Origin of the sequence: uncultured Faecalibaculum sp. (assembly GCF_910588395.1) — a bacterium.
Lineage (GTDB): Bacteria > Bacillota_I > Bacilli_A > Erysipelotrichales > Erysipelotrichaceae > Faecalibaculum.
In genome coordinates, this window is record NZ_CAJUPA010000004.1 from 11,856 (window position 1) to 32,313 (window position 20,458).

The window sequence follows — 20,458 nt, forward strand, 5'->3', positions numbered from 1 at the left end:
TTCTGTCTGAACAGGAGGAAACATGAAACATCAGTCAACACCCCAGATTCTTCTGGGTCCTGATTCTCTGCAGCAGCTCCCTGCTCTGCTGGAAGGCCACAAGGTCCTTCTCGTCCATGCCCACCGCCCTGTGGAAGATGGCCTGCTGGAGCAGGTCAGAGTACTGCTCACCAGCCATCATATTCAGCATGAAAACCTGGGTCAGATTCTTCCCAATCCCAAATACAGATCGGTGAAACGCGGCATTCGCCACTGCCGCAGGACTGACTGCGATTTTATCCTGTCTCTGGGTGGAGGCAGCACCCTGCAGTGTGCCCGGGGCATTGCCCTGGGAATCCGGTTCAAAGGCGACATCCGGTCATTCTGGACCGGCAAATCCAGACCCGGAAAAGCGCTGCCGGTTGCCTGTGTTCTCACCAACCCTGCCACCGGCGATGAACTGACAGACGCCTGCACGCTGGTGCTGAAAGGAAAGCAGCGGACCATACACGCCCCGCAGGCCGCATGCCGGTTCGCCATTCTGGATCCCAGACTGTCCATCCTTCCCTGGTATCCCACCATGAATCAGGGATTTGCCCTGTATGTCCGCGCTTTTGCTGCCGCGCTGAGTTCCCGGGAACCGGACCTGACAGCCTGTGTGGATGTCATGAAACGGGTCCTGGAATGCATCCGGTCCCTGTCCACAGACCTTTCGGATCTGGAAGCCCGTTCCGCTCTCTTTGAAGCCGGTGTCCTCAGCCACAAGCTCAAATCCACCGATCCCACAGGTTTCATCCAGCTTGCACAGGATCTGGCCTTTGCCTGCTCCCTGCCGGAAGGAACCGCTCTGTCTTCCCTGTTCCCTGCCTGGCTGCACAGTCTGGCCAGAACAGACAATGAACGCCTTGAAACCATTGCCAGACTCGTCTATGGCAATGGAACAGATCTGCTGACACAGACCAGTCAGCTGCTGGGCGACATGAAACTTGCCGGTTCCCTGCCGGAAGCCGGCCTGTCTCTTTCCCGCAAGGAGCTGAAATCCTTCACGGACAGCAGGTACCTGCAGAAAATCCTTCTGGCCGCAAACAAATGACCCGACCCAGGCAAGCCGGACACCCGCCATCACAGACGGATGTCCGGCTTTTTCCTGTACCCGTGAATGCCCTGGCAGTTTGTCCTCCATCGGCACCGGGGTATCCCTGACTGCCGGTACACACCCCAAAAAAAACCACCCTTCCGGATGGAAAGATGGTCTTCGTGTCAGTGAAAGGATCAGGCTTTCTGTGTTTCCTGAAATTTCTCGATCAGTTCCTTCTGCTCGTCGGTCAGTGTCTTTGGCAGGGTGACTTTGATTGTCACATACTCATCGCCGGTGGCTTTGGAAGTGACAATTCCCTTGCCCTTCAGACGGAATTTCTGACCGGGCTGCGTGCCGGCCGGAATCTTCAGGGATACCGATCCATCCAGAGTCGGTACATCCACTTCCGTTCCCAGGATTGCCTCGGTAAAGCCGACGGATACCGTTGTCAGGATGTTCATATCCTCCCGTGTGAATGTCGGGTTGGAGAGAATGTTCACTTTCAGCAGCAGGTCCCCGGCAGGTCCGCCGTTGTAACCGGGACCGCCTTTGCCGGCAAGCCGGATTTTCTGACCTTCCTTGATGCCGGCAGGAATGTTGATGTCATAGGTGACGCGTTCGCTCTGTCCATTGGCGCCTGTCATCATAAAGGATACGGTTTCGCTGCCGCCCTTGACCGCTTTCATGAAGTCAATGCTGATATCCGCGTTCAGATCCTGACCCTTCTCCGGCTGTGGCTGGTACTGGTCATAGAAAGAACCGTAATCTCCGAAGCCCTGGGTTCTGGCACCGCCCCTGCCCCCGCCGGAGAACATGTTGCCGAAAATATCATCAAATCCGAAGGGCCATTCCTGTCCGGGGCCGAAGGCGCCGCCTCCCTGGCTGCCCCAGGAATACTTGTAGCTGTTCAGAACATCTTCGTTGAAGTCCGCCTCAATGGCTTTCTCTCCATACTCGTCGTACAGCTTCCGTTTCTTGTCATCTGTCAGGATATCATGCGCCTTGTTGATTTCCTTCATCTGCGCTGTGGTATCCTTGCCCGGGTTCAGATCCGGGTGATACTTCTTTGCCAGCTTTTTGTACGCTGATTTGATTTCCTTCTTGTCCGCCGTTTCCGGCACACCGAGAATGTCATATAACTTTTTGGCCATGAATGCCTCGCTTTCTTTGTGAATCTGTTCCTTCAGACTGTGTCTGCCGGTCTGGACTGCGCAGCCGGCTGTCAGCTGGCTACTGCCTCGGACAGGGCCTTTCCAATGGAATCACGGATCACCAGATCTGCCCGGTCATCGTAAGGCGTTGCATCCCGGTTGATCAGCACCAGGTGTCTGCCCCGGAAATACTGAAGCAGTCCTGCCGCCGGATAAACCACCAGACTGGTTCCGCCCACGATCAGGGTGTCGCAGTGACTGATTTCATGAATGGCTTTGGCAAGAACGGTCTGATCCAGCCCTTCCTCGTACAGAACCACATCCGGCTTGATGACGCTCTGATCCAGCTCGCAGCGGGGGATCCCGTCTTTGTCACGGAGCTTCAGCACATCTTCCAGGCCATAAAACTTCCCGCATTCCATGCAGTAGTTTCTCAGGACACTGCCATGAAGCTCCAGCACATTCACGCTGCCTGCTTTCTGATGCAGCCCGTCGATGTTCTGAGTGATCACAGCCGACAGCTTGCCTTCCTGTTCCAGTTGGGCCAGGGCTTTGTGTGCCGGATTGGGCACGGCATCCAGGGCAATCATCCTGTCAAAGTAGAACTGATAGAACTCTCTGGGATGGCTGTCGAAAAAGCTTCTGGACAGCATCACCTCCGGCGGCCAGGGATACTGATTCTTCTGATTGTACAGTCCATCCTGGCTCCTGAAATCCGGGATGTTGCTTTCCGTGCTCACACCGGCTCCGCCGAAAAACACGATTCGGTCCGAGTCCCGGATGATTTGACGAAGTCTTTCGATTTCGTTCATATGGTCTCCTTCTTTCCTCTTCTGTCTGCAACAGAGAGAAGAGGCGGTCGCCCGCCTCTGTTGTCTATTTCTCTTCTCCGGTTTTCTCCACACGGATATCGTAGTGATCGTCCCGGACATCGATCTTGATCACGGCATCTTTGAGGGCGCCTTCCGCAATCATCTTCTTGGCGATCGCCGTTTCGATGTTTCTCTGGATATAGCGCTTCATGGGCCGTGCACCGAATACAGGATCCACACCGTTCTCGGCGATCTTGTCATAAACCGCATCCGTGCATTCCAGCCGGATATCCTTTTCATTGAGACGGTGTTCCAGCTCGCCCATGAACTTCCGGGCGATGCGGGCAAATGCCGCTTCACCCAGGGCGTTGAAGATCACGATCTCGTCGATCCGGTTGATGAATTCCGGACGGAAGTGTTTCTTCACTTCTTCCATGTATTTCTCATGCAGGATTTCCGGCTCTTTGGCGTATTCGAAGGCGTTTGCGGCACCCAGGTTGGAGGTCAGGATGATGATGGTGTTCTTGAAATCCACCGTCACACCCTTGGAATCCGTGATGCGGCCGTCGTCCAGAATCTGCAGCAGAACGTTGAATACATCCGGGTGCGCCTTTTCCACTTCATCGAACAGAACAATGGAATAAGGATTGCGCCGGACGGCTTCCGTCAGCTGTCCGCCTTCATCATAGCCCACATATCCTGGAGGCGCTCCGATCAGGCGGGACACAGCGTGTTTCTCCATGTACTCCGACATGTCGATCCGCACAATGTGACGCTCGTCATCAAAGAGCTGTTCCGCCAGTGCCTTGGCGACTTCGGTCTTTCCCACACCGGTGGGACCCAGGAACAGGAATGAACCGATGGGACGGTTTTCGTCCTGAATCTGCGCTTTGGACCGCAGAATCGCATCCACTACCAGATCAATGGCGTGATCCTGTCCGACAACGCGTTTTTCCAGTTCATCCTGGAGGTGAAGCAGCTTGTAGCGCTCCGACTGCTCCAGACGGGATACTTCCACACCGGTCCAGCGGGAGATGATCTTGGCAATCAGTTCCTCGTTGACGGTTTCCTGGATCATGCTGGCTTCATCGGAAGGCAGTCCCTCTTTGTTGATCTTGGCTTCCAGTTCCGGAATGATCTGATACTGCAGACGGGCAGCATCTTCGTAGCGCAGTTCGCTCTGGGCTTTTTCCAGTTCCAGCTTTGCCTTCTCCAGTGCCACTTTGTCTTCCTGCGCCATGGCAAGCGTCCGCTTCTCGTCTTCCCATTTCGCATGCAGCTCATTGCGTTTTTCCGTCAGCCGGCCCAGTTCCTCTTCGATTTCCTGCCGCCGTTCCACGGTCTTTTTGTCATCTTCACCAGCCAGGGATGTTTTCTCGATCTGCAGCTGGGTGATTTTGCGTTCCATTTCATCCAGTTCCTGGGGCATGGATTCCATTTCGACTTTCAGCGTCGCACAGGCTTCATCCACCAGGTCGATGGCTTTGTCCGGCAGGAACCTGTCGGTGATGTAGCGGTCAGACAGGGCAGCTGCCTGTACCAGCGCATCATCCAGGATCTTCACGCCGTGATAGCCCTCGAAGCGGTCCTTCAGACCACGCAGGATGGAAATCGTGTCGTGTACATTGGGTTCGGAAACCTGCACTTTCTGGAACCGGCGTTCCAGTGCGGCGTCCTTTTCAATGTACTTTCTGTATTCATTGAATGTGGTCGCACCGATCATGTGCAGTTCACCGCGGGCGAGCATCGGCTTGAGCAGGTTGGCTGCATCCATGCTGCCTTCTGTCTTGCCGGCACCCACCAGGTTGTGAATCTCGTCGATGAACAGAATGATCCGGCCATCGGACTGCTTCACTTCATCCAGAATGGATTTCAGGCGTTCCTCGAACTCGCCGCGGTATTTCGCGCCGGCAATCAGGGAACCCATATCCAGTTCGATCAGGATCTTGTCCTTCAGGGAATCGGGCACATCGCCCTTCATGATCCGCCAGGCAAGTCCTTCCACAACTGCGGTTTTGCCCACGCCGGGTTCACCGATGAGAACCGGGTTGTTCTTCGTTTTCCGGGCCAGGATCTGCATGCAGCGGCGGATTTCCTCATCCCGTCCGATGATGGGATCGATTTTTCCGTTCCGGACTTCTGCAACGAGATCACGGCCGTACTTTTTCAGAGCTTCCAGGTTTTCCTCCGCATTGGGAGTATCCATTTTTTTGCCGCCCCGGCGTTCCAGTTCCGCCTGCTCGCACTGCTGCTGCGTAAGGTGGAACATGCTGACCAGCTGGCGGGAAATATAGGATTTGTTGAACATCAGGAAAATCCAGAGCGTGGCAGTGCTGAGGTAGATCTCGTCATGCTGACCGGCCCACTTTGCGGCTGCGTCTATGGATTTCTGCACTTCGCTGGACAGGTTGATGTTGGCAGAGCTGGACTTGGCGATTTTCTTCTCTTCCTGGGCAATGACAGTCAGCGCAAGCTTCTTGTCCACGTTCAGGCGGTCGAAGAGGCCGTCCAGAATTTCGCTTTTGAACATCGCTTCCAGAACATCGATGGTGTCGACAGACGCATGCTGTGCCGCTTTTGCGTCATTGACGGCATTCATCAGAATCTTCTGGAGGTTTTCGGACATTTTATCGAATTCCATGGTGTCCTCCTTTAGATACGTTTTCAGGTTATCCGTCTCAATTATAGGTTTCCGGCGGGATTGTCACCAACACATATGCCTTAAAAGCGAAAAAGCAAAAAGTGCAGAATCCCGCGCCTGATGCTCATATGGTGACAGCCGGCAGACAGCTGTTCTCTTTCCAGCTGCTGCCTGTCCGGATTGTCCATCTCCCGGCAGCTGTCCATCGATACAGCTGCAGATGCAAAAAGGACGCAGGTGGCTGCGTCCGCTGTATGAATGATTCAGATCTCAGTTGCATTCCTGTGCCGGTGTATATCCCATATCCAGCAGTTCCTGCCGGGTTCCCCGGAAATACTCCCGGTTCTGTGCCGAGATATCGGCTGCCCGCGGGCAGTCCAGCGCATGGAATTTCTTCGACCTGGTATTGAGCATGAAATCCAGCACTTCGCTGTAATAGGCTTCCTCTTCCTCGGTTTGTCCCGAGGCATGATTTTCCCCGGTGGCGTAATCAATGTCCACCCCCGGCTGGACGTTGTAGCAGTATACATTGAACCGGATGCCCCGGCCGTCATCCTCCACGCTCCAGGCTTCCATCTGCACACCGTCTGCCACCAGGTTGTTCCCGTCATAATCCGGAGTGACCCGGTAAAGAACATGGTTCCCGGTCTTCCGGATGTAGTCCAGAACCTCCATTTCGAAGGGCAGCATACCCTCGGTGTTCATGTAGCGGGTGCCGGTGATGAGATTCTGCGGATTGGCATTTTCCCCGGTGAGGCTCCACGCCAGCAGATGACACCGGTTGTACAGCTTGCCGCCGTCCACAAAATCATAGCTGCCCTGTTCCCATCCCGGCGGATAGACGCCGGATATATCCTGCCGGTCGTCATCCGGCAGCAGTTCAGGTCCCAGGACGGCAAACGCCTGCACCGGCCGGTCCAGCCGGTCCAGCCCCTCGAATTCCTTGTACGCTGTGGTGCTCAGATCCGCATCGGAAAAGGCAGGAATACCGCCATTGACTTCCACATACGGCGAGCCGAAATACGCCGGAATCCCCTTGTCCTGCGGATCGGTTCCGGGCTGTACGACAGCATTCTGACAGCCTGCAAGAAGGACCGCCAGAAAAAGAAAAAACCCCTTCAGAATGTTTCGCATGTTTCTATCTCCCAAGGAAAATGTACACGTTCGCCAATCCCTGCACAAGTGCTGATTTCCGGTTTTTTCAAAGAATTTTCAGCGGTTTTTCCAGTGTCTTCCAGTGTGAAAACGCTGCCGTTCCGGGCAGGATACAGGGCCGTTATCCGGTGGCGGCCATAAACACGAAAAGCCGCGGAAACAGCGGCTTTTCATCATTCGCAGGATGGATGCGGCTATACGGTTTTTCTGCCGCGGCACCAGCAGGCGACCACGTCATAATCGCTGTTGAGCACCACGATGTCCGCATCTTTGCCTGCCTGCAGGCTGCCCTTGCGGTCATCCACTCCCATCATCCTGGCGGGGTTCAGCGTAACGGCATTGATGGCTGTTTGCCAGGGGACTTCGGCGCGTTCCACCATGATCTGCAGGCCGCGGTTCACATTCAGCGTGCTGCCGGCCAGATTGCCTGCACCCACCAGATGCGCGGAGCCATCCGGGAACAGCTCGATTTCGTTGCCTCCGAATTTCACAATGGTGCCGGTGGGCAGCGATTTGACCATCAGAGAATCCGTGATCATGATGCCGTGATCCGGTCCCTTCGCCCGGAAGAAATCGTTGATGGCTGCCGGATGTACATGGTTGCCGTCGCAGATGATCTCGCCGTAGACTTCCCGGAAACGGAATGCCGTGCCCACCAGACCCGGCTCCCTGTGATGCAGTTTGGACATGCCGTTGTATACATGCGTCATGCTCATGGCGCCGTTGGCAATGCCCATTGCCGCCTGTTCATATGTGGCTCCGGAGTGTCCCTGGCTTACCACAATGCCATGATCCGTCAGGAAATGGGTCAGCTCATAGTTCCTGTCATGTTCTGTCGCCATGGTCACCAGCCTGATCAGATTGTCGCTGGCTGCCAGATAGCGCTTGAACTGCGCCACATCCGGCAGCACACAGTACTGTTCCGGCTGGGCACCCTTGAATGTCTGATCCAGATAGGGGCCTTCAAAGTGAATGCCCATGATTTCCGCACCTTCATAGCCTTCCCGGACAACATCCGCCACGTTTTTCACGGCAGCTGTGAGCACCTCTTCACTCTGGGTGATGGTGGTGGGGTACAGGGCTGTGACACCTTCCGTCACGATCCGGCTGGTCCAGGCCCGCAGGCCTTCCGGCGTGGCATCATTGGTATCCCAGCCATAGGCGCCGTGACAGTGGATATCCATGAAGCCCGGCACGATCCGCTGGTCTCCGAAATCAAGATCCGGCTTCTCCTGCCGGGGAAGCACCGCCTTGATTCTGCCGTCTTCCACCTCCAGTGCCGCATTCATCCAGGTGTCCAGAACCCAGACTTTTGTACTTTGAATGATCATGTCATTTCCTCCATTGACTACTGATTCCATTATAGGCGTTTGCCCGGGATGAATCCACGGATATGGCGCAGCCAGTGCAGGCAAGCGCTTTCATGTCCGGAATCCCGGTTTACGGGCAAAAAAGAAAACCGGCTGCGCAAAGCCGGAGACTGCCATGGACAGCTTCCCTTTGCCAGACCGGTTCAGGCTGGTTATACGAGCCGTTTTTCGTAATTGCCCCGGATCGGCGATCCGTCGTTCAGGATCACAAAGGCCTCCGGGTCCTTGTCCTTGATCAGCTTGGTCAGCTGCCGGACTTCATACTTGTTGATGCTGGTGACCAGGATCTCCTGCTTCCGTCCGGTATAGGCACCATTGCCGTTCCACCAGGTGACACCCCGGGAGAGTTCCTCGTTGATGGCGTGCTTGAGCTGCGGATCCACGGTGATGATCAGCGCCCAGACATCAATATTCTGAATGTGCACCTTGTCACTGACAAAGTAGCAGACTACGACAAACATCAGTGAATACAGAGCAGATTCCATGCCAAAGAGCAGACCATTCCAGGTCAGGATTACTGCATTCAGGGCGTAGGACAGTTTTCCCACCGAGAAATCCCGGCGCACCTTGGACAGATAGACACCCAGGATGTCCAGTCCGCCGCCGCTGCCGCCGGACCGCAGGCACAGTCCGATGCCAAGACCGCCGAGAATGCCGCCCAGCAGCGCATTTGAAATCAGATCCGGCAGGATCATAGTCTGGGATACCGGGATCAGCTGCAGTGCCAGGGTCTGAATCACCAGGGACAGAACGGTTTTCCGGATAAATCCCATGGACAGACTGCGGTACGCCAGCCAGAACAGCGGTATGTTGAAACAGAAGTTGATGATACCGGTAATGCTGGATGTGCTGTGTGTGGTCAGCCAGGACAGGATCTGTGCCAGACCGATCAGGCCGCCGGAGTTCAGACCGGCAGGCTCCAGAAACACTCTGACGGCAATCGGGTACAGCAGACTGCCGAGAATGAGTTCCAGATACTTGTAAAACTTGCTCATGAATCTCTCTTCCTTTTTTCAGCCGGTTACCCGGCTTTCTGTTGATCAGTTAATTTCACATGGCTTCCTTCCAGAAGCCGAAGCCCTTTGGGCAGCCGGTTTTTCAGCACCGAGCCGGTGCTTTTCCCGAAGCCCACCGGCAGACCGTGCCAGGTGACCTGGGCAAACCCCTTGTCCGTCTTCACCGGAAGCTGCAGACCGTGCATGAATGCTTCCAGCTGGTCATCCGACAGCTCTACCTGCCTGCTGCTTTTCAGCGCCATGAAACAGGCATGGGCCGGCTCAAACCGGTTTTTGACCGTTTCTCCGATCAGGACCCCCTGGCGTTTCCAGTTTCCTTTGACAAAGGGATGGTTCATCCCGAACAGCTGCCCGTTTTTGCGGCAATACCAGTCAAAGCGGATGCCATGCTCCTCCAGAAACGCCTGCTCCAGAGCTGTAAGCCGGACTGGCTGTTCCTGAGGCAGCCGGCGGGTTTTCTGCGGCTTACCCTTCTTGCGGAGTTTTGCGGCAAACTGTCCTTCCCCGCCGTCCATGGGAAATATGCGCAGCCCGCCAGCCCCGTCGAAGTCCGGACGGCCGTAGGGTTTGTCAATAGGGATCTGTTCCATCTCCGGATGACGGTCGAGAAATGCTCTGACCTGGTCTTCGTTTTCTTCCCGGGCATAGGTGCAGGTGGAGTACACCATGGTTCCCCCCGGAGCCAGGGCTTCACAGGCTGCATCCAGGATCTGGGCCTGCCTTGCGGCACAGCTTCTGACACCGGCTGCGCTCCATTCCTGCAGCGCGGCCGAATGCTTTTTGATCATCCCTTCACCGGAACAGGGGGCATCCACCAGGACTTTGTCAAAGGCTTCCGGAAACCGCCGGGCGGTTTTGCGGGCATCGTCCCGGCTCAGGGCGAAGTTCACTGCCCCGCTGCGTTCCAGGTTGGACAGAAGAACCCCTGCCCGCTGGGGATCCAGTTCGTTGCAGACGAGAAAGCCGGGGTTCTCCCGGAGGATCTGCGTGCTCTTGGATCCCGGTGCCGCGCACAGATCCAGTACACAGTCTCCAGGCTGCACATCCAGAATATCCACCGGGGCAGACGCGCTGGGTTCCTGCAGGTAGATGGCACCGGCCAGATGCAGAGGATGAAGCCCCAGGGCTTCCTGCACGATCCAGGCATCCCGGGCAAAGGGACTTTCCTTTTCCACCGGGATCCCGGATGCCTCCAGAAACCGCTGCCGGCTCAGCCGGCCGGTGTTCAGCCGGAGGGATCTGGCAAGGGGCTTGTCCATGGCTTCCAGAAAAGCCGGGAACTCATCTCCCAGATACTGTTTCATGCGTTCAAAAAACTCCATGCCGCTCCCCCTTTCCGCCGGATCATTCATCGGATGTGTCACAGTCTGTCTGCAGTATACAACGCAGACACCGGATGTAACCACCTTCCCGCCTGTATCAGGCATCTCCTTCACCGCTCAGTTCCAGCAGTTCCTCCGGTCGCCGGCGGCAGGCTGCCTGACTGCAGGCAGCGGGTGTATCCCAGCCGGTACCAAAGGAAAAATCCGCTGTCTGCGCAAAATACGCTGCCGCTTCCTCCAGAGACATCTTCAGTTCGCAGATTTCCACATGGGTATGGGGACCTGTGGAATTCCCGGCATTCCCTGTCAGGGCAATGACATCGCCCTGTGTCACGATTTGACCCGGTCTGACGTAGTGAATACTGGACAGGTGGTAGAATGCCACCGAAAACAGGCGGTCCTGCACCGGGCACAGCAGCAGAATGGAATTGCCTGCTCCCCCGGGATAGCCGGAGGTGTTGCCGGGATACCCGGAATCCGAAGGCTGTGCAGCAGACTGATACAGCACCAGTCCGGAAGCCGGGGCAATCAGATCCGAGTACAGCGGGGCTGCCAGATCCAGGCCCAGATGCAGACCACCCTGGGGATACGCCCAGGTGCCCGCGGATACAAAAGGACCCAGCACCGGATTGATCAAAGATCCCGCAGGCACAATTTCCCCCGGGCTGTAAGCCGGACAGGCTGTGCTCAGCCAGTCATCCTGTCCGCTGGCCCCGCCTGCCGCCTGCGGGAGATCCGCTGTTCCGGGCAGCAGGGCTTCTTTCCGGGGATCAGCGTCGTAGACCGGTGCCTGATATCCCCCGGAGGCTTCCATGCGCTGCTGCCGTTCCAGCATGCGCCCGCGGGATTCCTCCATTGCCTGCTGCACCCGCCTGTCAAACGCGGCTTGTCCCGCGAGCCGACTGTATTCTTTCCACAGCCCATTCAGCTGTTCAGTCTCCGCCTCCGGATGGCGCTGGACAAAGGCCGGATTCAGTTTGGCCTGTTCTGATGTCAGAACGATCTGCAGGCTGCGCAGCGCTTCATCCGGATCAGCAGTACCATCGCGGGTCTCCAGTATCACCTGCATCCCCCGGTTCACGGTCCGCTCCAGGGCATTGGCAGCTGCCAGGGACCGATCATCCATCCTCCCCGGTGTCCAGGAAAGCAAAAAAAGACAGCACATCAAAAAAAGATCCATAATATCTCCTTTCTCAGTGTCTGTCTTCGCTGAGTCCATTGTACCGGATGTGTGTCAACATACAACCGGATGCTGTCAGAATTCCATTTATTTCCTGAAGCCCTGCCACCGGCGACAGCCGGCATCGGCAGTCAGAATGTTCAGATGCCAGGCTGTATGCTAAGTATCCTGATGTGCAGCTGGCTGTTTCCACATGCAGGCGGCGTTGGCGACCATGAGGAAGGTGATACCGGTGACGGGAAAATTCAGGGTGAAATCCAGCAGGCCCAGGACAAGGGCGGTGAGATAGAAACAGATGATGAGGGAAAAAGTGGTGGGATGTTCCTGCATGATGGCCATGGTTTCCCGCAGCAGGCGGATGAAATAGCCGGTGATGAGCACCGTTCCGGAGAGTCCGTAGGAAGTCAGGGATTCCAGAAGCAGGTTGTGGGCGTGAGGGGCTTTGTGGAAGCCCATGGTTTTGTACATGAATCCATAGGTGACCGGTCCCATCCCCAGAAGCGGGTGCATCTGAATGAGAACCACGGCGCCGTCCCAGATCTTGATCCGGGAGAACAGGGTGGAGAGATTGGATCCCCGGGGAATGAGTTCCGGGAAGGTGAGGACCAGGATCAGCGCCAGAATTTCCATGCCGATGGAAAACGCGAAGAGCTTCCGTTTGCCGGCGAACCCGAAGAACACCGGAAAGATGAACAGGAAGGGCAGCAGGGCGGTTCGGCAGCCTGTGAGCAGCAGCATGAAAAAGTTCAGCAGGGCGGTCACGACATAATACAGACGCAGGCTGATCCTGCGGTGCCGGACGTATTCGTACAGGCAGAACAGAATGAAGAACACGCACATGGTGGCGTAGAAATTCGCGTTCATGAAGGTGGAATTGATGCGGTCTCTGGGGCTGTTCTGGATGACGAAGTCAAAGAAGTCATAGCCTTTTCTGGCGGAGACAGCCTGGAATTCCACGAGTCCCCAGAAAGCGGCGAGCCAGGACATGGCAATCATGACTTCCAGGATGATGGTAAACAGCGGTCTGGTGAGGTACTGCCGGTAGACGGCGATGTACAGCCCGGCAAGGAGATAGCCGCCTGCGTTGAGAAATCCCATCCAGTTGCCGTAGAAGGCGGAGACCGCCAGTTCCAGAACAACAAAGCCATAGAGCCAGCAAGCGCCTGTCTGATTCCGGAGGGAGCCGGCGAGTTTGCCGGAGAAAAGGAAAAAGAACAGGATAAGCACCAGTCCGGCTGCAGCGAACTGGAAAGGAAGGAACAGGGCGATGGTGCCTGCCAGCAGTGCCCATTCATATCGGTTCAGTGACTGGAATGTCTGTTTCAGTTCTTTCATGGGTTTATCCTACCATGTTTGACTGCGGCGAATTGCGAAGGAATCCTCCGGAAGCGCCCGGGTCCGGATCCAGGGGAATGCCCACGAAATGCAACCCCTTCCTTTTCGGGCCAGACAGCAGGAAACCGGACAGAGGCCGTGAAAACGGAATCGTGCAGCAGACAGGAAAAAAGCCGGCATCATTGAGCCGGCCTGTGCATTCTGTGGTGCGGACAACAGGACTCGAACCTGCACGCCTGAGCACCAGATCCTAAATCTGGCGTGTCTGCCAATTTCACCATGTCCGCGAAGAGACCGTCAGTGAAGCACTGTGGGATGTTCCAGACTGCAGATTCTGTCCTGCAGGTAGGCTTCCACCTGGCGGATGATGGCTTCGTCCAGGAGATGACCGTCGATTTCCACGGGTTCTCCGGGGTCCTGCCAGACGATTTTCAGCTGCGGAACCGTCAGAAACGGTTCACCGTGATGGTTCTGCTCCAGCGCTTCGATGGCTTCCAGAATGGGCTGGGCGATCATTTCCACAATCATATTTTCATCCATAAATGGATTCTATCACGCCTGCAGGGAAACAGACAGAGGCATTTTGACACACCCGCTTCATTCGCGCCGGTTCATGATAGAATAACTCCATACGGAGGAAGCAGATGAACGATGAAAAAAAGCCTGGCGAGCTGGACCAGGACAGTCAGGATGAGCTGGATGCCTTTGCCAGAGCACTGCTGAACCGGAAAACCGAAATGCGCATCTTCCGGGATGAAAACAGCGATGAAATGGAAATCGGATTTTCCGATGATGAACGGCAGGCAGCGGAGAAATCCATGTCCCAGGCACTGGATACCCTGCGCAGAAGCCGCGGACAGAAAACCATAGAAGAAGAGGAAACGGCGTTCTGGTTCGATGACGAACCGGCGCAGGAGACGGCGCCTGAACCGGAAACCAGGACACCGAAAAAGAAACAGCCCCGTCCGGTGCGCAAGTCCCGTCACCGGAACAAACCGGTCAGGAAAGAGAACAGCAGGTCCTCCGGTTCTGCCGATAGCACAGAGAAATCCGCCAGACCTGCCTCGGAGAGGTCAGTCGGAACGCGGAAGGAAAAGGCGGCGAAAAAACAGGCTGCTGCAGACCATGAGGCCAAACCTGCCGGATCCCCGGCAGCCCGGAGCAATCCGGTGCGCCGCAGGATCGTGCTGGCGATTCTGGCACTGTGTCTGCTGGCTGTGGCCGGCCTGGGCGTGTACTGCTGGAAGGTTCTGGTCTGGAATCCGGAAAACCTCACCACCGAAACGCAGGAAGCCAGCTACAAAAAGCTGGTGGATTACGCGGATGAATACGGCTCGGGGCTGATGTCGGATGCGGAGAAAGCCGAGATCCTGGACCTGAAAACCGATTACGATTCCCTGGCTCCCCGTCAGAAAACGGAAATCGATGCCTACTTCCAGGAGCAGACCCGTTCCGGCGACTATCCCCAGGGGCGGACTTTCCAGGAGATCTGGCAGGAGCAGTCCGAACGGAAACAGGCAACAGAAGACGCTGCCCAGCCCCAGTATCAGGAACTGACAGCCTATCTGGCCAACTGGAATGAGAAATCGGATCTGGAAAAACGGGATATTCTGAACTACCGGGATTTCTACAAGGGTCTGACGCAGTCTCTGAAGAACCAGGTGGATGAACAGATCAAGGCAGTCACCGGCCAGACCTTCAGTCAGCTGGTCAGCGAACAGGAAGAAATCGTCCGCAGCGAACAGGTGGCTCACCAGCAGGAAGTGGACTCGCAGAAAGCAGAGCTGCAGGCACAGATCGATGCCCTGAATCAGGAAATCCAGTCCTATTCCGACTATGGTACTTCTCTGGCGGAAGAACTGACACAGGCTCAGATTGACGGAGAGGATACCTCGGAGATCCAGGCACAGATCACCGCCAACAGCGCCTATGTCCAGGAGCTGCAAAGTCAGGTATCCGCACTGGAGTACCAGCGGGATTCCCTGCAGTAACACCTTGATTTTACGCCGCAGATACTATATTATCTGTGGCAGATGCCGACTTAGCACAGCTGGTAGTGCAACGCACTCGTAACGCGTAGGTCGTAGGTTCAAGTCCTATAGTCGGCACCATATGCATATCAAAGGGTCAGGCGGCTGCCTGACCCTTTTTATGTATCACTTACCCTGTCTCTGCTGTGCCATCAGTTTACTGTCACGAAGACCGGTACACCGGTGCATGCCGGTCTGAACCGGATCCGGCAGGATCTGCTGACAGGCATCTGCCGGCAGCTACCAGTTTTTCAGCGAGAACTCCTGTCCCTGTATTTCCAGCAAAGACCGGTCCAGACTCAGTCTGGTGGCATCCCGGCCCGGGACTTCATCCTGATCCTGGATCCAGAAACAGAGACACACATGACCCTGCGCCGTCTGCATCTGTGCCTCGTGACAGCTGCCGATGGAGCTGAACATCACCAGTCCCAGGCGGTCACAGGCATTCAGCAGCCAGGTGTGAGTATGACCGCTCCGGTCCCAGACAGCGGTATACCCTTGCTCTGCCAGTTGCTGCAAAGACTCTTCTCCGGAAAGGATGCGTCCTTTGACAGGATAGGGCCTGCCATTGAGCAGAAAATTCCCATGGAGATCCAGAGAATACGTCCGCAGACCGGTAAACAGCCGGATTTCATCCTTCACAGTCCCCATGCGCCGGAGCTGACCGATGAGTTCCAGCAGAGCCGGATCCTGAACTCCATGCCAGAGTACGGCTTTGTCCGTCACCAGTTCCACGGGATCCTCCCGGTCTGCATTGACTTCCACCTCGTCCAGGATCCGTCCGGCGGGATCCCGGAGAATCAGACGCAGCGTATCCCCCGGCAGGGTGCTGGCCAGCTGTGCCTGGACCCGCAGGATCCCGGATCCCTGGACCCAGGAACAGGTGCAGCTCAGGGAAGGTTCATCTCCTTCATGAACGATGAAATGTGTCCGGGGTGTGACCAGCAGGCTGATTTCGGGATGCCCGCCGGTCCCTCTGGTTTCCAGACAGTTGCGTCCCGGGCGGATGCGTCCTTCCAGGGAAAGGTGACCTGCCCCTTTGTCTCTGGTGCAGAGATACTCTCCGTTGAGATAGAAATCCGTCTGACAGCGGCAGTCAAGGGAGATCCAGGGTTTGTCCCCCAGATACACGACAGGACAGGCAAACTCTGTCTGCCACCCTTCTTCGGTCTGCTGCCAGTCTGTATTGTCAAGCTGTGTGCTGTTTCTCATGTCATCACCCTGTTCATTATACCTGTCCCGGGATCTGGCTGTAACCGCTTTCCGGAATTTTGCGACAATGAAAGACGGTTATTGCCGCAGGCTGCCAGACAGACCGGCTGGAATAAAAAAAACCGGCGAACCGGTTTACGATCTGAGCCGCTGGCTGAAGTCCTCCCAGGTGGCTGCATTCTTTTCCAGCATGCCCCGGGCGGTCTGTTCTCCCAGACCGGACAGCTGCCACCGGATTTTCCGCTGGCGGCCTGCATCCTCCGGATTTTCCCGGACATAGCCTTTTTTGCTGAGAGATTTCATGGTGCGGGATATCTGCGCCTTGTCCCGCTCCGATGCACCAGCCAGATCGCTGACAGAAAGGCCATCGGGATGGTACATCAGAGTCTGCAGACAGACGATTTCGGCACCCCGCAGGTCAAGATCGCTGAGCTGTGCGTTGGCGGATTCCCGGTATTCCTTCACCAGGTTTTCCATGGTCAGAAACAACCGCTGCAGAGCGTCTGCTGTCATATGCGTGATCTCCTGTCTATCTGCATCGTGATCTCCTGTCTATCTGCATCGTGATCTCCTGTCTATCTGCATACAGTGTAGGAAATATTCAGCATTCTCTCAAATGTTACGCTTTGTGCAATACATTCCAGCTGTATGAAAACAGGCGCCTGTCAGCTGCCGGCAATCCCCTGCCTGTCCGATGGATACAGCTTATTCGTTTTCCCTGCTGGAAACGATGGCTGCTTCCGGTTGGCAGAGATTCCGGTAAGGCACATCTTCCGGCTTATTCAGCGGAAACTCGGATTTGGCACGCACCTGATGGAGCGGACACACGATCCTGCCCATATACATATGATCCTGCCCATATACATATTCGGGACAGAACTGGTGTGACGCGGTTCCATCTCTCTGGCATTGCAGTGCATGAGAACTTCATGGGCGTGGCGGAATTCCTCCAGCCGGTTGGCCGGATCCAGTATTTCCATGCTGCCTTTTGCCGTCATTCTGCGGTAGTCATGCCTGTGTCGTTTATATGGACTGTCCGGAAAATCCAGGAAACTGTGGAACTGCAGCGTGCAGCGGGGATCCCGGTGCATCAGATCCACTTTCTTTCCGCGTTTTGTAAAATGCACATAGACTCTCAGGTTCTTATCGTCCATTTCATAGCCGAAATTCATCGGAACTGAATACGGATGGCCATCCTCTCCATCCAGGGACAGAACCATGGTGGAAAACTGCGCCAGCATGGCATCAATCAGAACGGGATCCTTTACTTCTCTGTCAGATCGAATCATCGTATTTCCGTTCCTGCCGGTCAGCCGGCTTTTTTTCTATCGTACCGGCAAGAGCGGATTCTGTCCGGCTGTCCGGGAAAAGTGCCGAAAAAAAGCGATGCTAAATCAGCACCGCTCTGTCGTCGGAGAATTCTTCGTTGGCTGCTTCCCGGAACTTCTGATGAAGAGCATCCACAGTCAGCTTTTTCTTTTCCTCACCCCGGACATCCAGAATGATTTTCCCGTCATACATCATGATCAGCCGGTTGCCGATGCGGATGGCATCATTCATGTTGTGCGTGATCATCAGCGTCGTCAGCTGTTCTTCCTGCACGATTTCCTCTGTCAGTTCCAGTACCTTTCTGGCTGTCAGCGGATCCAGCGCAGCTGTGTGCTCATCCAGCAGCAGCAGTTCCGGACGCTGCAGGCTGGCCATCAGCAGCGTCAGCGCCTGTCTCTGACCACCGGACAGCAGACCGACTTTGGCTGTCAGCCTGTCTTCCAGCCCCAGTCCCAGTCTGGACAGCTGCTTTTTGAAGTCTTCCTTCTCCTGGGCTGTCACATTCCAGCGCAGCCCCCTGGGCTTGCCCCGTCGGTTGGCCATGGCCATGTTCTCATAAATCGCCATGTCCCCGGCTGTGCCCATGAGCGGATCCTGGAAAACCCGGCCGATGAAGCGGGCCCGCCTGAATTCCGGATCCGTGGACATGTCCTTGCCATTGAGCACGATGTGACCGCAGTCAATGGGATACACCCCGGCGATCATATTCAGCAATGTGCTTTTGCCTGCACCGTTGCCGCCCACGACTGTGACAAAGTCCCCGTCCTCCAGCCGGAGGCTGATGTCCTCCAGCGCCTTCTTTTCGTTGACGGTTCCGGGGTTGAACGTTTTGGATACGTGTTTCACTTCAAGCATCGAACGGTTCCTCCACTGCATCTGCCGCTGCGGTCAGGCGTCTGTAGGTGGCGCTCTGCCGGCGTTTGTCCATGATCACCGGAATGGTCAGCGCCACACCCACCAGAATGGCGGTGAACAGTTTCAGGTTGTCGGCATTCAGACCCAGCTGCAGGACCACTGCCACAATGATACGGTAGATGATGGATCCCACAATGATGGAAATCAGACGACGCAGGAATCCGCCCTTGCGGCCAAAGATCACCTCGCCGATGACAATGGAAGCCAGGGCGATGACAATGGCACCAATGCCCATCTTCACATCTGCATACCCCTGCTGCTGGGCAACCAGTGCGCCGGAGAGGCAGATGAAGGCATTGGACAGAATCAGTGCCATGATGTTGGTTTTGTTTGTGGAGACACCATTGGCCCGGACCATGCTGGCGTTGTTGCCGGTGGCCCGGATCGTGGCACCGGTTTCCGTGCCGAAGAACCAGTAGGCAAAGGCAATGACAATCACGGCAAACAGCAGGCCGATCAGCAGGCAGACCAGATTGTTGGTGGTCAGCCAGCGGGAAATGGCCCGGGGCAGATGAATGGCATCACCGAGACGGCTGAAAATGGTGTCCACTTTCAGAAGCGGCAGATTGGACTTGTCCATGATCATCAGATTGATGGAGTACAGTCCGATCTGCGTCAGGATCCCTGCCAGGATCGGCGGGATTTTGCACATGGTATGCAGCAGCCCGGTGCAGGCGCCGCACAGGCACCCGGCCAGGATGGCCACCGGCAGCGTGAGCCAGGGATCCACCCCGTTCACAATGAGAATCGCAGATACAGCGCCGCCGGTGGCAAAGCTGCCGTCCACGGTCAGATCCGCAAAATCCAGGATCCGGAAGGTGATGTATACGCCCAGGGCCATGATGCCCCAGAGAATGCCCTGTCCGATGGCACCTTCGATGGAAAGAAGAACGCCCATTTTACTCCTCTTCTGTAATGAATTCGGCTTTGTCCTTCAGGGAAGCCGGCAGTTCGATGCCCAGGCTGTTCAGCGTGGACTGGTTGACAATGAGTTCGCACTTGTCATCCGGGTAGTAGGCAATGGCCATGTCGGCCGGATCAGCACCGTTTTCCAGAATGTCAATGGCCTGGTTGGCGGCGAGAACGCCCAGTTCGTAGTAGTCGATGCCGTTGGTCATCAGACCGCCGGATTCCACCATGCCTTCTTCGCCGACAATGGTGGGGATGTGGTTTTCCGTGGCCACTTTGCTCAGGGTGCTCATGCCTTCCGCCAGCAGGTTGTCCGTAGGCACATAGATCGCGTCCACTTTGCCGATCAGGGATTCTGTCACCTGCTGGATCTGGTTGGAGTCCGTCACTGTGGCAACCTGGTATTCCAGGCCTTCCTTCTCACAGGCTTTCTGCGCCAGTTCCGCCTGAATGCGGCTGTTGTCTTCCGCGTTGCAGTACATGATGGCGATCTTCTTCGCATCCGGCAGCAGTTCCTTCAGCAGGCTGATCTGGCTTTCCACCGGTGTCAGGTCGCTGGCGCCAGTCACATTTCCGCCGGGCTTGTCGTTGCTGTCTGCCAGCCCGGAAGCGGCAGGATCGGTCACGGCGCTGACCACGATGGGAATGTCGGAGGTTTCGTTGGCTGCAGCCTGGGCCGCGGGTGTGGCGATGGCGTAAATCAGATCATCCCCGCCGTTGACGAAGGTCTGGGCAATGGTGGTGCAGTTGGACTGATCGCCCTGGGCATTTTTGTAGTCGAAGCTGTCCTTCGAATACCCGGCGTCTTCCATGGTTTCCACAAATCCTTTATAGGAAGCATCCAGAGCGGGGTGTTCCGCGAACTGAACGATGCCGATTTTGGCGGTCTTGCCTTCCTGACCTGCGTCGCCCCCGGCTGTGTCCGTGCTTCCGGAACAGCCTGCCAGCACCATGGCAGCAGTCACAATTGCGGTGCATGTGAATGGTTTTTTCATGAAATTTCTCTCCCTTTCATAATTTTCAA

Annotated in this window: 18 protein-coding genes and 2 tRNA genes; 3 read left to right on the plus strand and 17 right to left on the minus strand. The window is 56.0% G+C overall.

Features of this window, described 5'->3' with window-relative positions; genetic code table 11:
• Positions 1-22: 22 nt before the first annotated feature.
• Positions 23-1,072, plus strand: coding sequence for an iron-containing alcohol dehydrogenase (locus QZ305_RS01780; RefSeq protein ID WP_294729779.1), 1,050 nt, complete (start codon positions 23-25; stop codon positions 1,070-1,072).
• A gap of 179 nt (positions 1,073-1,251) precedes the next feature.
• On the opposite strand, the gene QZ305_RS01785 is transcribed toward QZ305_RS01780, so the two are convergent.
• From QZ305_RS01785 to QZ305_RS01835, 11 genes are all read right to left on the minus strand, one after another.
• On the minus strand, positions 1,252-2,208 hold the full coding sequence (locus QZ305_RS01785) for a DnaJ C-terminal domain-containing protein (RefSeq protein WP_294729780.1): 957 nt from the start codon (positions 2,206-2,208) through the stop codon (positions 1,252-1,254).
• A 71-nt stretch (positions 2,209-2,279) separates the two neighbouring features.
• The gene (locus QZ305_RS01790; RefSeq protein ID WP_294729781.1) at positions 2,280-3,020 is read right to left on the minus strand and encodes an NAD-dependent protein deacylase; all 741 of its coding nucleotides are present in this window, start codon (positions 3,018-3,020) and stop codon (positions 2,280-2,282) included.
• Positions 3,021-3,084: 64 nt separating this feature from the next.
• Positions 3,085-5,661, minus strand: coding sequence for an ATP-dependent Clp protease ATP-binding subunit (locus QZ305_RS01795; RefSeq protein ID WP_294729782.1), 2,577 nt, complete (start codon positions 5,659-5,661; stop codon positions 3,085-3,087).
• Positions 5,662-5,931: 270 nt separating this feature from the next.
• On the minus strand, positions 5,932-6,795 hold the full coding sequence (locus QZ305_RS01800; RefSeq protein ID WP_294729783.1) for a DNA/RNA non-specific endonuclease: 864 nt from the start codon (positions 6,793-6,795) through the stop codon (positions 5,932-5,934).
• Between the two features lie 215 nt (positions 6,796-7,010).
• A complete protein-coding gene (gene nagA / locus QZ305_RS01805) occupies positions 7,011-8,147 on the minus strand; it encodes an N-acetylglucosamine-6-phosphate deacetylase (protein WP_294729784.1) in 1,137 nt (378 codons plus the stop codon).
• A 191-nt stretch (positions 8,148-8,338) separates the two neighbouring features.
• The gene (locus tag QZ305_RS01810; protein ID WP_294729785.1) at positions 8,339-9,181 is read right to left on the minus strand and encodes a YitT family protein; all 843 of its coding nucleotides are present in this window, start codon (positions 9,179-9,181) and stop codon (positions 8,339-8,341) included.
• A 26-nt stretch (positions 9,182-9,207) separates the two neighbouring features.
• Positions 9,208-10,524 carry a hypothetical protein gene (locus QZ305_RS01815; RefSeq protein WP_294729786.1) on the minus strand — a complete coding sequence of 439 codons (1,317 nt, stop codon included), beginning with the start codon at positions 10,522-10,524 and terminating at the stop codon, positions 9,208-9,210.
• Positions 10,525-10,621: 97 nt separating this feature from the next.
• Positions 10,622-11,650 carry a M23 family metallopeptidase gene (locus QZ305_RS01820; RefSeq protein ID WP_294729787.1) on the minus strand — a complete coding sequence of 343 codons (1,029 nt, stop codon included), beginning with the start codon at positions 11,648-11,650 and terminating at the stop codon, positions 10,622-10,624.
• Positions 11,651-11,863: 213 nt separating this feature from the next.
• Complete coding sequence (locus QZ305_RS01825) at positions 11,864-13,039, minus strand: O-antigen ligase (RefSeq protein WP_294729788.1); 1,176 nt, start codon at positions 13,037-13,039, stop codon at positions 11,864-11,866.
• A gap of 204 nt (positions 13,040-13,243) precedes the next feature.
• Positions 13,244-13,326 (minus strand) — tRNA-Leu (locus QZ305_RS01830).
• A gap of 10 nt (positions 13,327-13,336) precedes the next feature.
• Entirely contained in the window at positions 13,337-13,579 is a 243-nt protein-coding gene (locus QZ305_RS01835; RefSeq protein WP_294729789.1) for a hypothetical protein, read from the minus strand.
• A gap of 104 nt (positions 13,580-13,683) precedes the next feature.
• On the opposite strand from QZ305_RS01835, the gene QZ305_RS01840 reads away from it, so the two are divergent.
• On the plus strand, positions 13,684-15,030 hold the full coding sequence (locus tag QZ305_RS01840; RefSeq protein ID WP_294729790.1) for a hypothetical protein: 1,347 nt from the start codon (positions 13,684-13,686) through the stop codon (positions 15,028-15,030).
• 44 nt (positions 15,031-15,074) lie between these two features.
• Positions 15,075-15,150 (plus strand) — tRNA-Thr (locus tag QZ305_RS01845).
• 159 nt (positions 15,151-15,309) lie between these two features.
• Here the strand turns inward: QZ305_RS01845 and QZ305_RS01850 are convergent.
• The 6 genes from QZ305_RS01850 to QZ305_RS01875 form a co-directional block, all read right to left on the minus strand.
• Positions 15,310-16,281 (minus strand): hypothetical protein, encoded by a 972-nt coding sequence (locus tag QZ305_RS01850; RefSeq protein WP_294729791.1) that lies wholly within the window; start codon positions 16,279-16,281, stop codon positions 15,310-15,312.
• 135 nt (positions 16,282-16,416) lie between these two features.
• Positions 16,417-16,794, minus strand: coding sequence for a helix-turn-helix domain-containing protein (locus QZ305_RS01855; RefSeq protein WP_294729792.1), 378 nt, complete (start codon positions 16,792-16,794; stop codon positions 16,417-16,419).
• A gap of 269 nt (positions 16,795-17,063) precedes the next feature.
• On the minus strand, positions 17,064-17,570 hold the full coding sequence (locus QZ305_RS01860; protein WP_294729793.1) for a pyridoxamine 5'-phosphate oxidase family protein: 507 nt from the start codon (positions 17,568-17,570) through the stop codon (positions 17,064-17,066).
• A 100-nt stretch (positions 17,571-17,670) separates the two neighbouring features.
• Positions 17,671-18,465 carry an ABC transporter ATP-binding protein gene (locus QZ305_RS01865; protein ID WP_294729794.1) on the minus strand — a complete coding sequence of 265 codons (795 nt, stop codon included), beginning with the start codon at positions 18,463-18,465 and terminating at the stop codon, positions 17,671-17,673.
• Positions 18,458-19,423, minus strand: coding sequence for an ABC transporter permease (locus QZ305_RS01870; protein WP_294729795.1), 966 nt, complete (start codon positions 19,421-19,423; stop codon positions 18,458-18,460). The genes QZ305_RS01865 and QZ305_RS01870 overlap by 8 nt, the downstream gene beginning before the upstream one ends.
• A gap of 1 nt (position 19,424) precedes the next feature.
• Positions 19,425-20,429, minus strand: coding sequence for an ABC transporter substrate-binding protein (locus QZ305_RS01875; protein ID WP_294729796.1), 1,005 nt, complete (start codon positions 20,427-20,429; stop codon positions 19,425-19,427).
• Positions 20,430-20,458 lie beyond the last annotated feature (29 nt).

What these genes read in the sequence shown, in the direction of transcription:
- QZ305_RS01780 (WP_294729779.1), top strand. Translation starts at nt 23, where the DNA reads ATGAAACATCAGTCAACACCCCAGATTCTTCTGGGTCCTGATTCTCTG.
- QZ305_RS01785 (WP_294729780.1), bottom strand. Translation starts at nt 2,208, where the DNA reads ATGGCCAAAAAGTTATATGACATTCTCGGTGTGCCGGAAACGGCGGAC.
- QZ305_RS01790 (WP_294729781.1), bottom strand. Translation starts at nt 3,020, where the DNA reads ATGAACGAAATCGAAAGACTTCGTCAAATCATCCGGGACTCGGACCGA.
- QZ305_RS01795 (WP_294729782.1), bottom strand. Translation starts at nt 5,661, where the DNA reads ATGGAATTCGATAAAATGTCCGAAAACCTCCAGAAGATTCTGATGAAT.
- QZ305_RS01800 (WP_294729783.1), bottom strand. Translation starts at nt 6,795, where the DNA reads ATGCGAAACATTCTGAAGGGGTTTTTTCTTTTTCTGGCGGTCCTTCTT.
- nagA (WP_294729784.1), bottom strand. Translation starts at nt 8,147, where the DNA reads ATGATCATTCAAAGTACAAAAGTCTGGGTTCTGGACACCTGGATGAAT.
- QZ305_RS01810 (WP_294729785.1), bottom strand. Translation starts at nt 9,181, where the DNA reads ATGAGCAAGTTTTACAAGTATCTGGAACTCATTCTCGGCAGTCTGCTG.
- QZ305_RS01815 (WP_294729786.1), bottom strand. Translation starts at nt 10,524, where the DNA reads ATGGAGTTTTTTGAACGCATGAAACAGTATCTGGGAGATGAGTTCCCG.
- QZ305_RS01820 (WP_294729787.1), bottom strand. Translation starts at nt 11,650, where the DNA reads ATGGATGATCGGTCCCTGGCAGCTGCCAATGCCCTGGAGCGGACCGTG.
- QZ305_RS01825 (WP_294729788.1), bottom strand. Translation starts at nt 13,039, where the DNA reads ATGAAAGAACTGAAACAGACATTCCAGTCACTGAACCGATATGAATGG.
- QZ305_RS01835 (WP_294729789.1), bottom strand. Translation starts at nt 13,579, where the DNA reads ATGGATGAAAATATGATTGTGGAAATGATCGCCCAGCCCATTCTGGAA.
- QZ305_RS01840 (WP_294729790.1), top strand. Translation starts at nt 13,684, where the DNA reads ATGAACGATGAAAAAAAGCCTGGCGAGCTGGACCAGGACAGTCAGGAT.
- QZ305_RS01850 (WP_294729791.1), bottom strand. Translation starts at nt 16,281, where the DNA reads ATGAGAAACAGCACACAGCTTGACAATACAGACTGGCAGCAGACCGAA.
- QZ305_RS01855 (WP_294729792.1), bottom strand. Translation starts at nt 16,794, where the DNA reads ATGACAGCAGACGCTCTGCAGCGGTTGTTTCTGACCATGGAAAACCTG.
- QZ305_RS01860 (WP_294729793.1), bottom strand. Translation starts at nt 17,570, where the DNA reads ATGATTCGATCTGACAGAGAAGTAAAGGATCCCGTTCTGATTGATGCC.
- QZ305_RS01865 (WP_294729794.1), bottom strand. Translation starts at nt 18,465, where the DNA reads ATGCTTGAAGTGAAACACGTATCCAAAACGTTCAACCCCGGAACCGTC.
- QZ305_RS01870 (WP_294729795.1), bottom strand. Translation starts at nt 19,423, where the DNA reads ATGGGCGTTCTTCTTTCCATCGAAGGTGCCATCGGACAGGGCATTCTC.
- QZ305_RS01875 (WP_294729796.1), bottom strand. Translation starts at nt 20,429, where the DNA reads ATGAAAAAACCATTCACATGCACCGCAATTGTGACTGCTGCCATGGTG.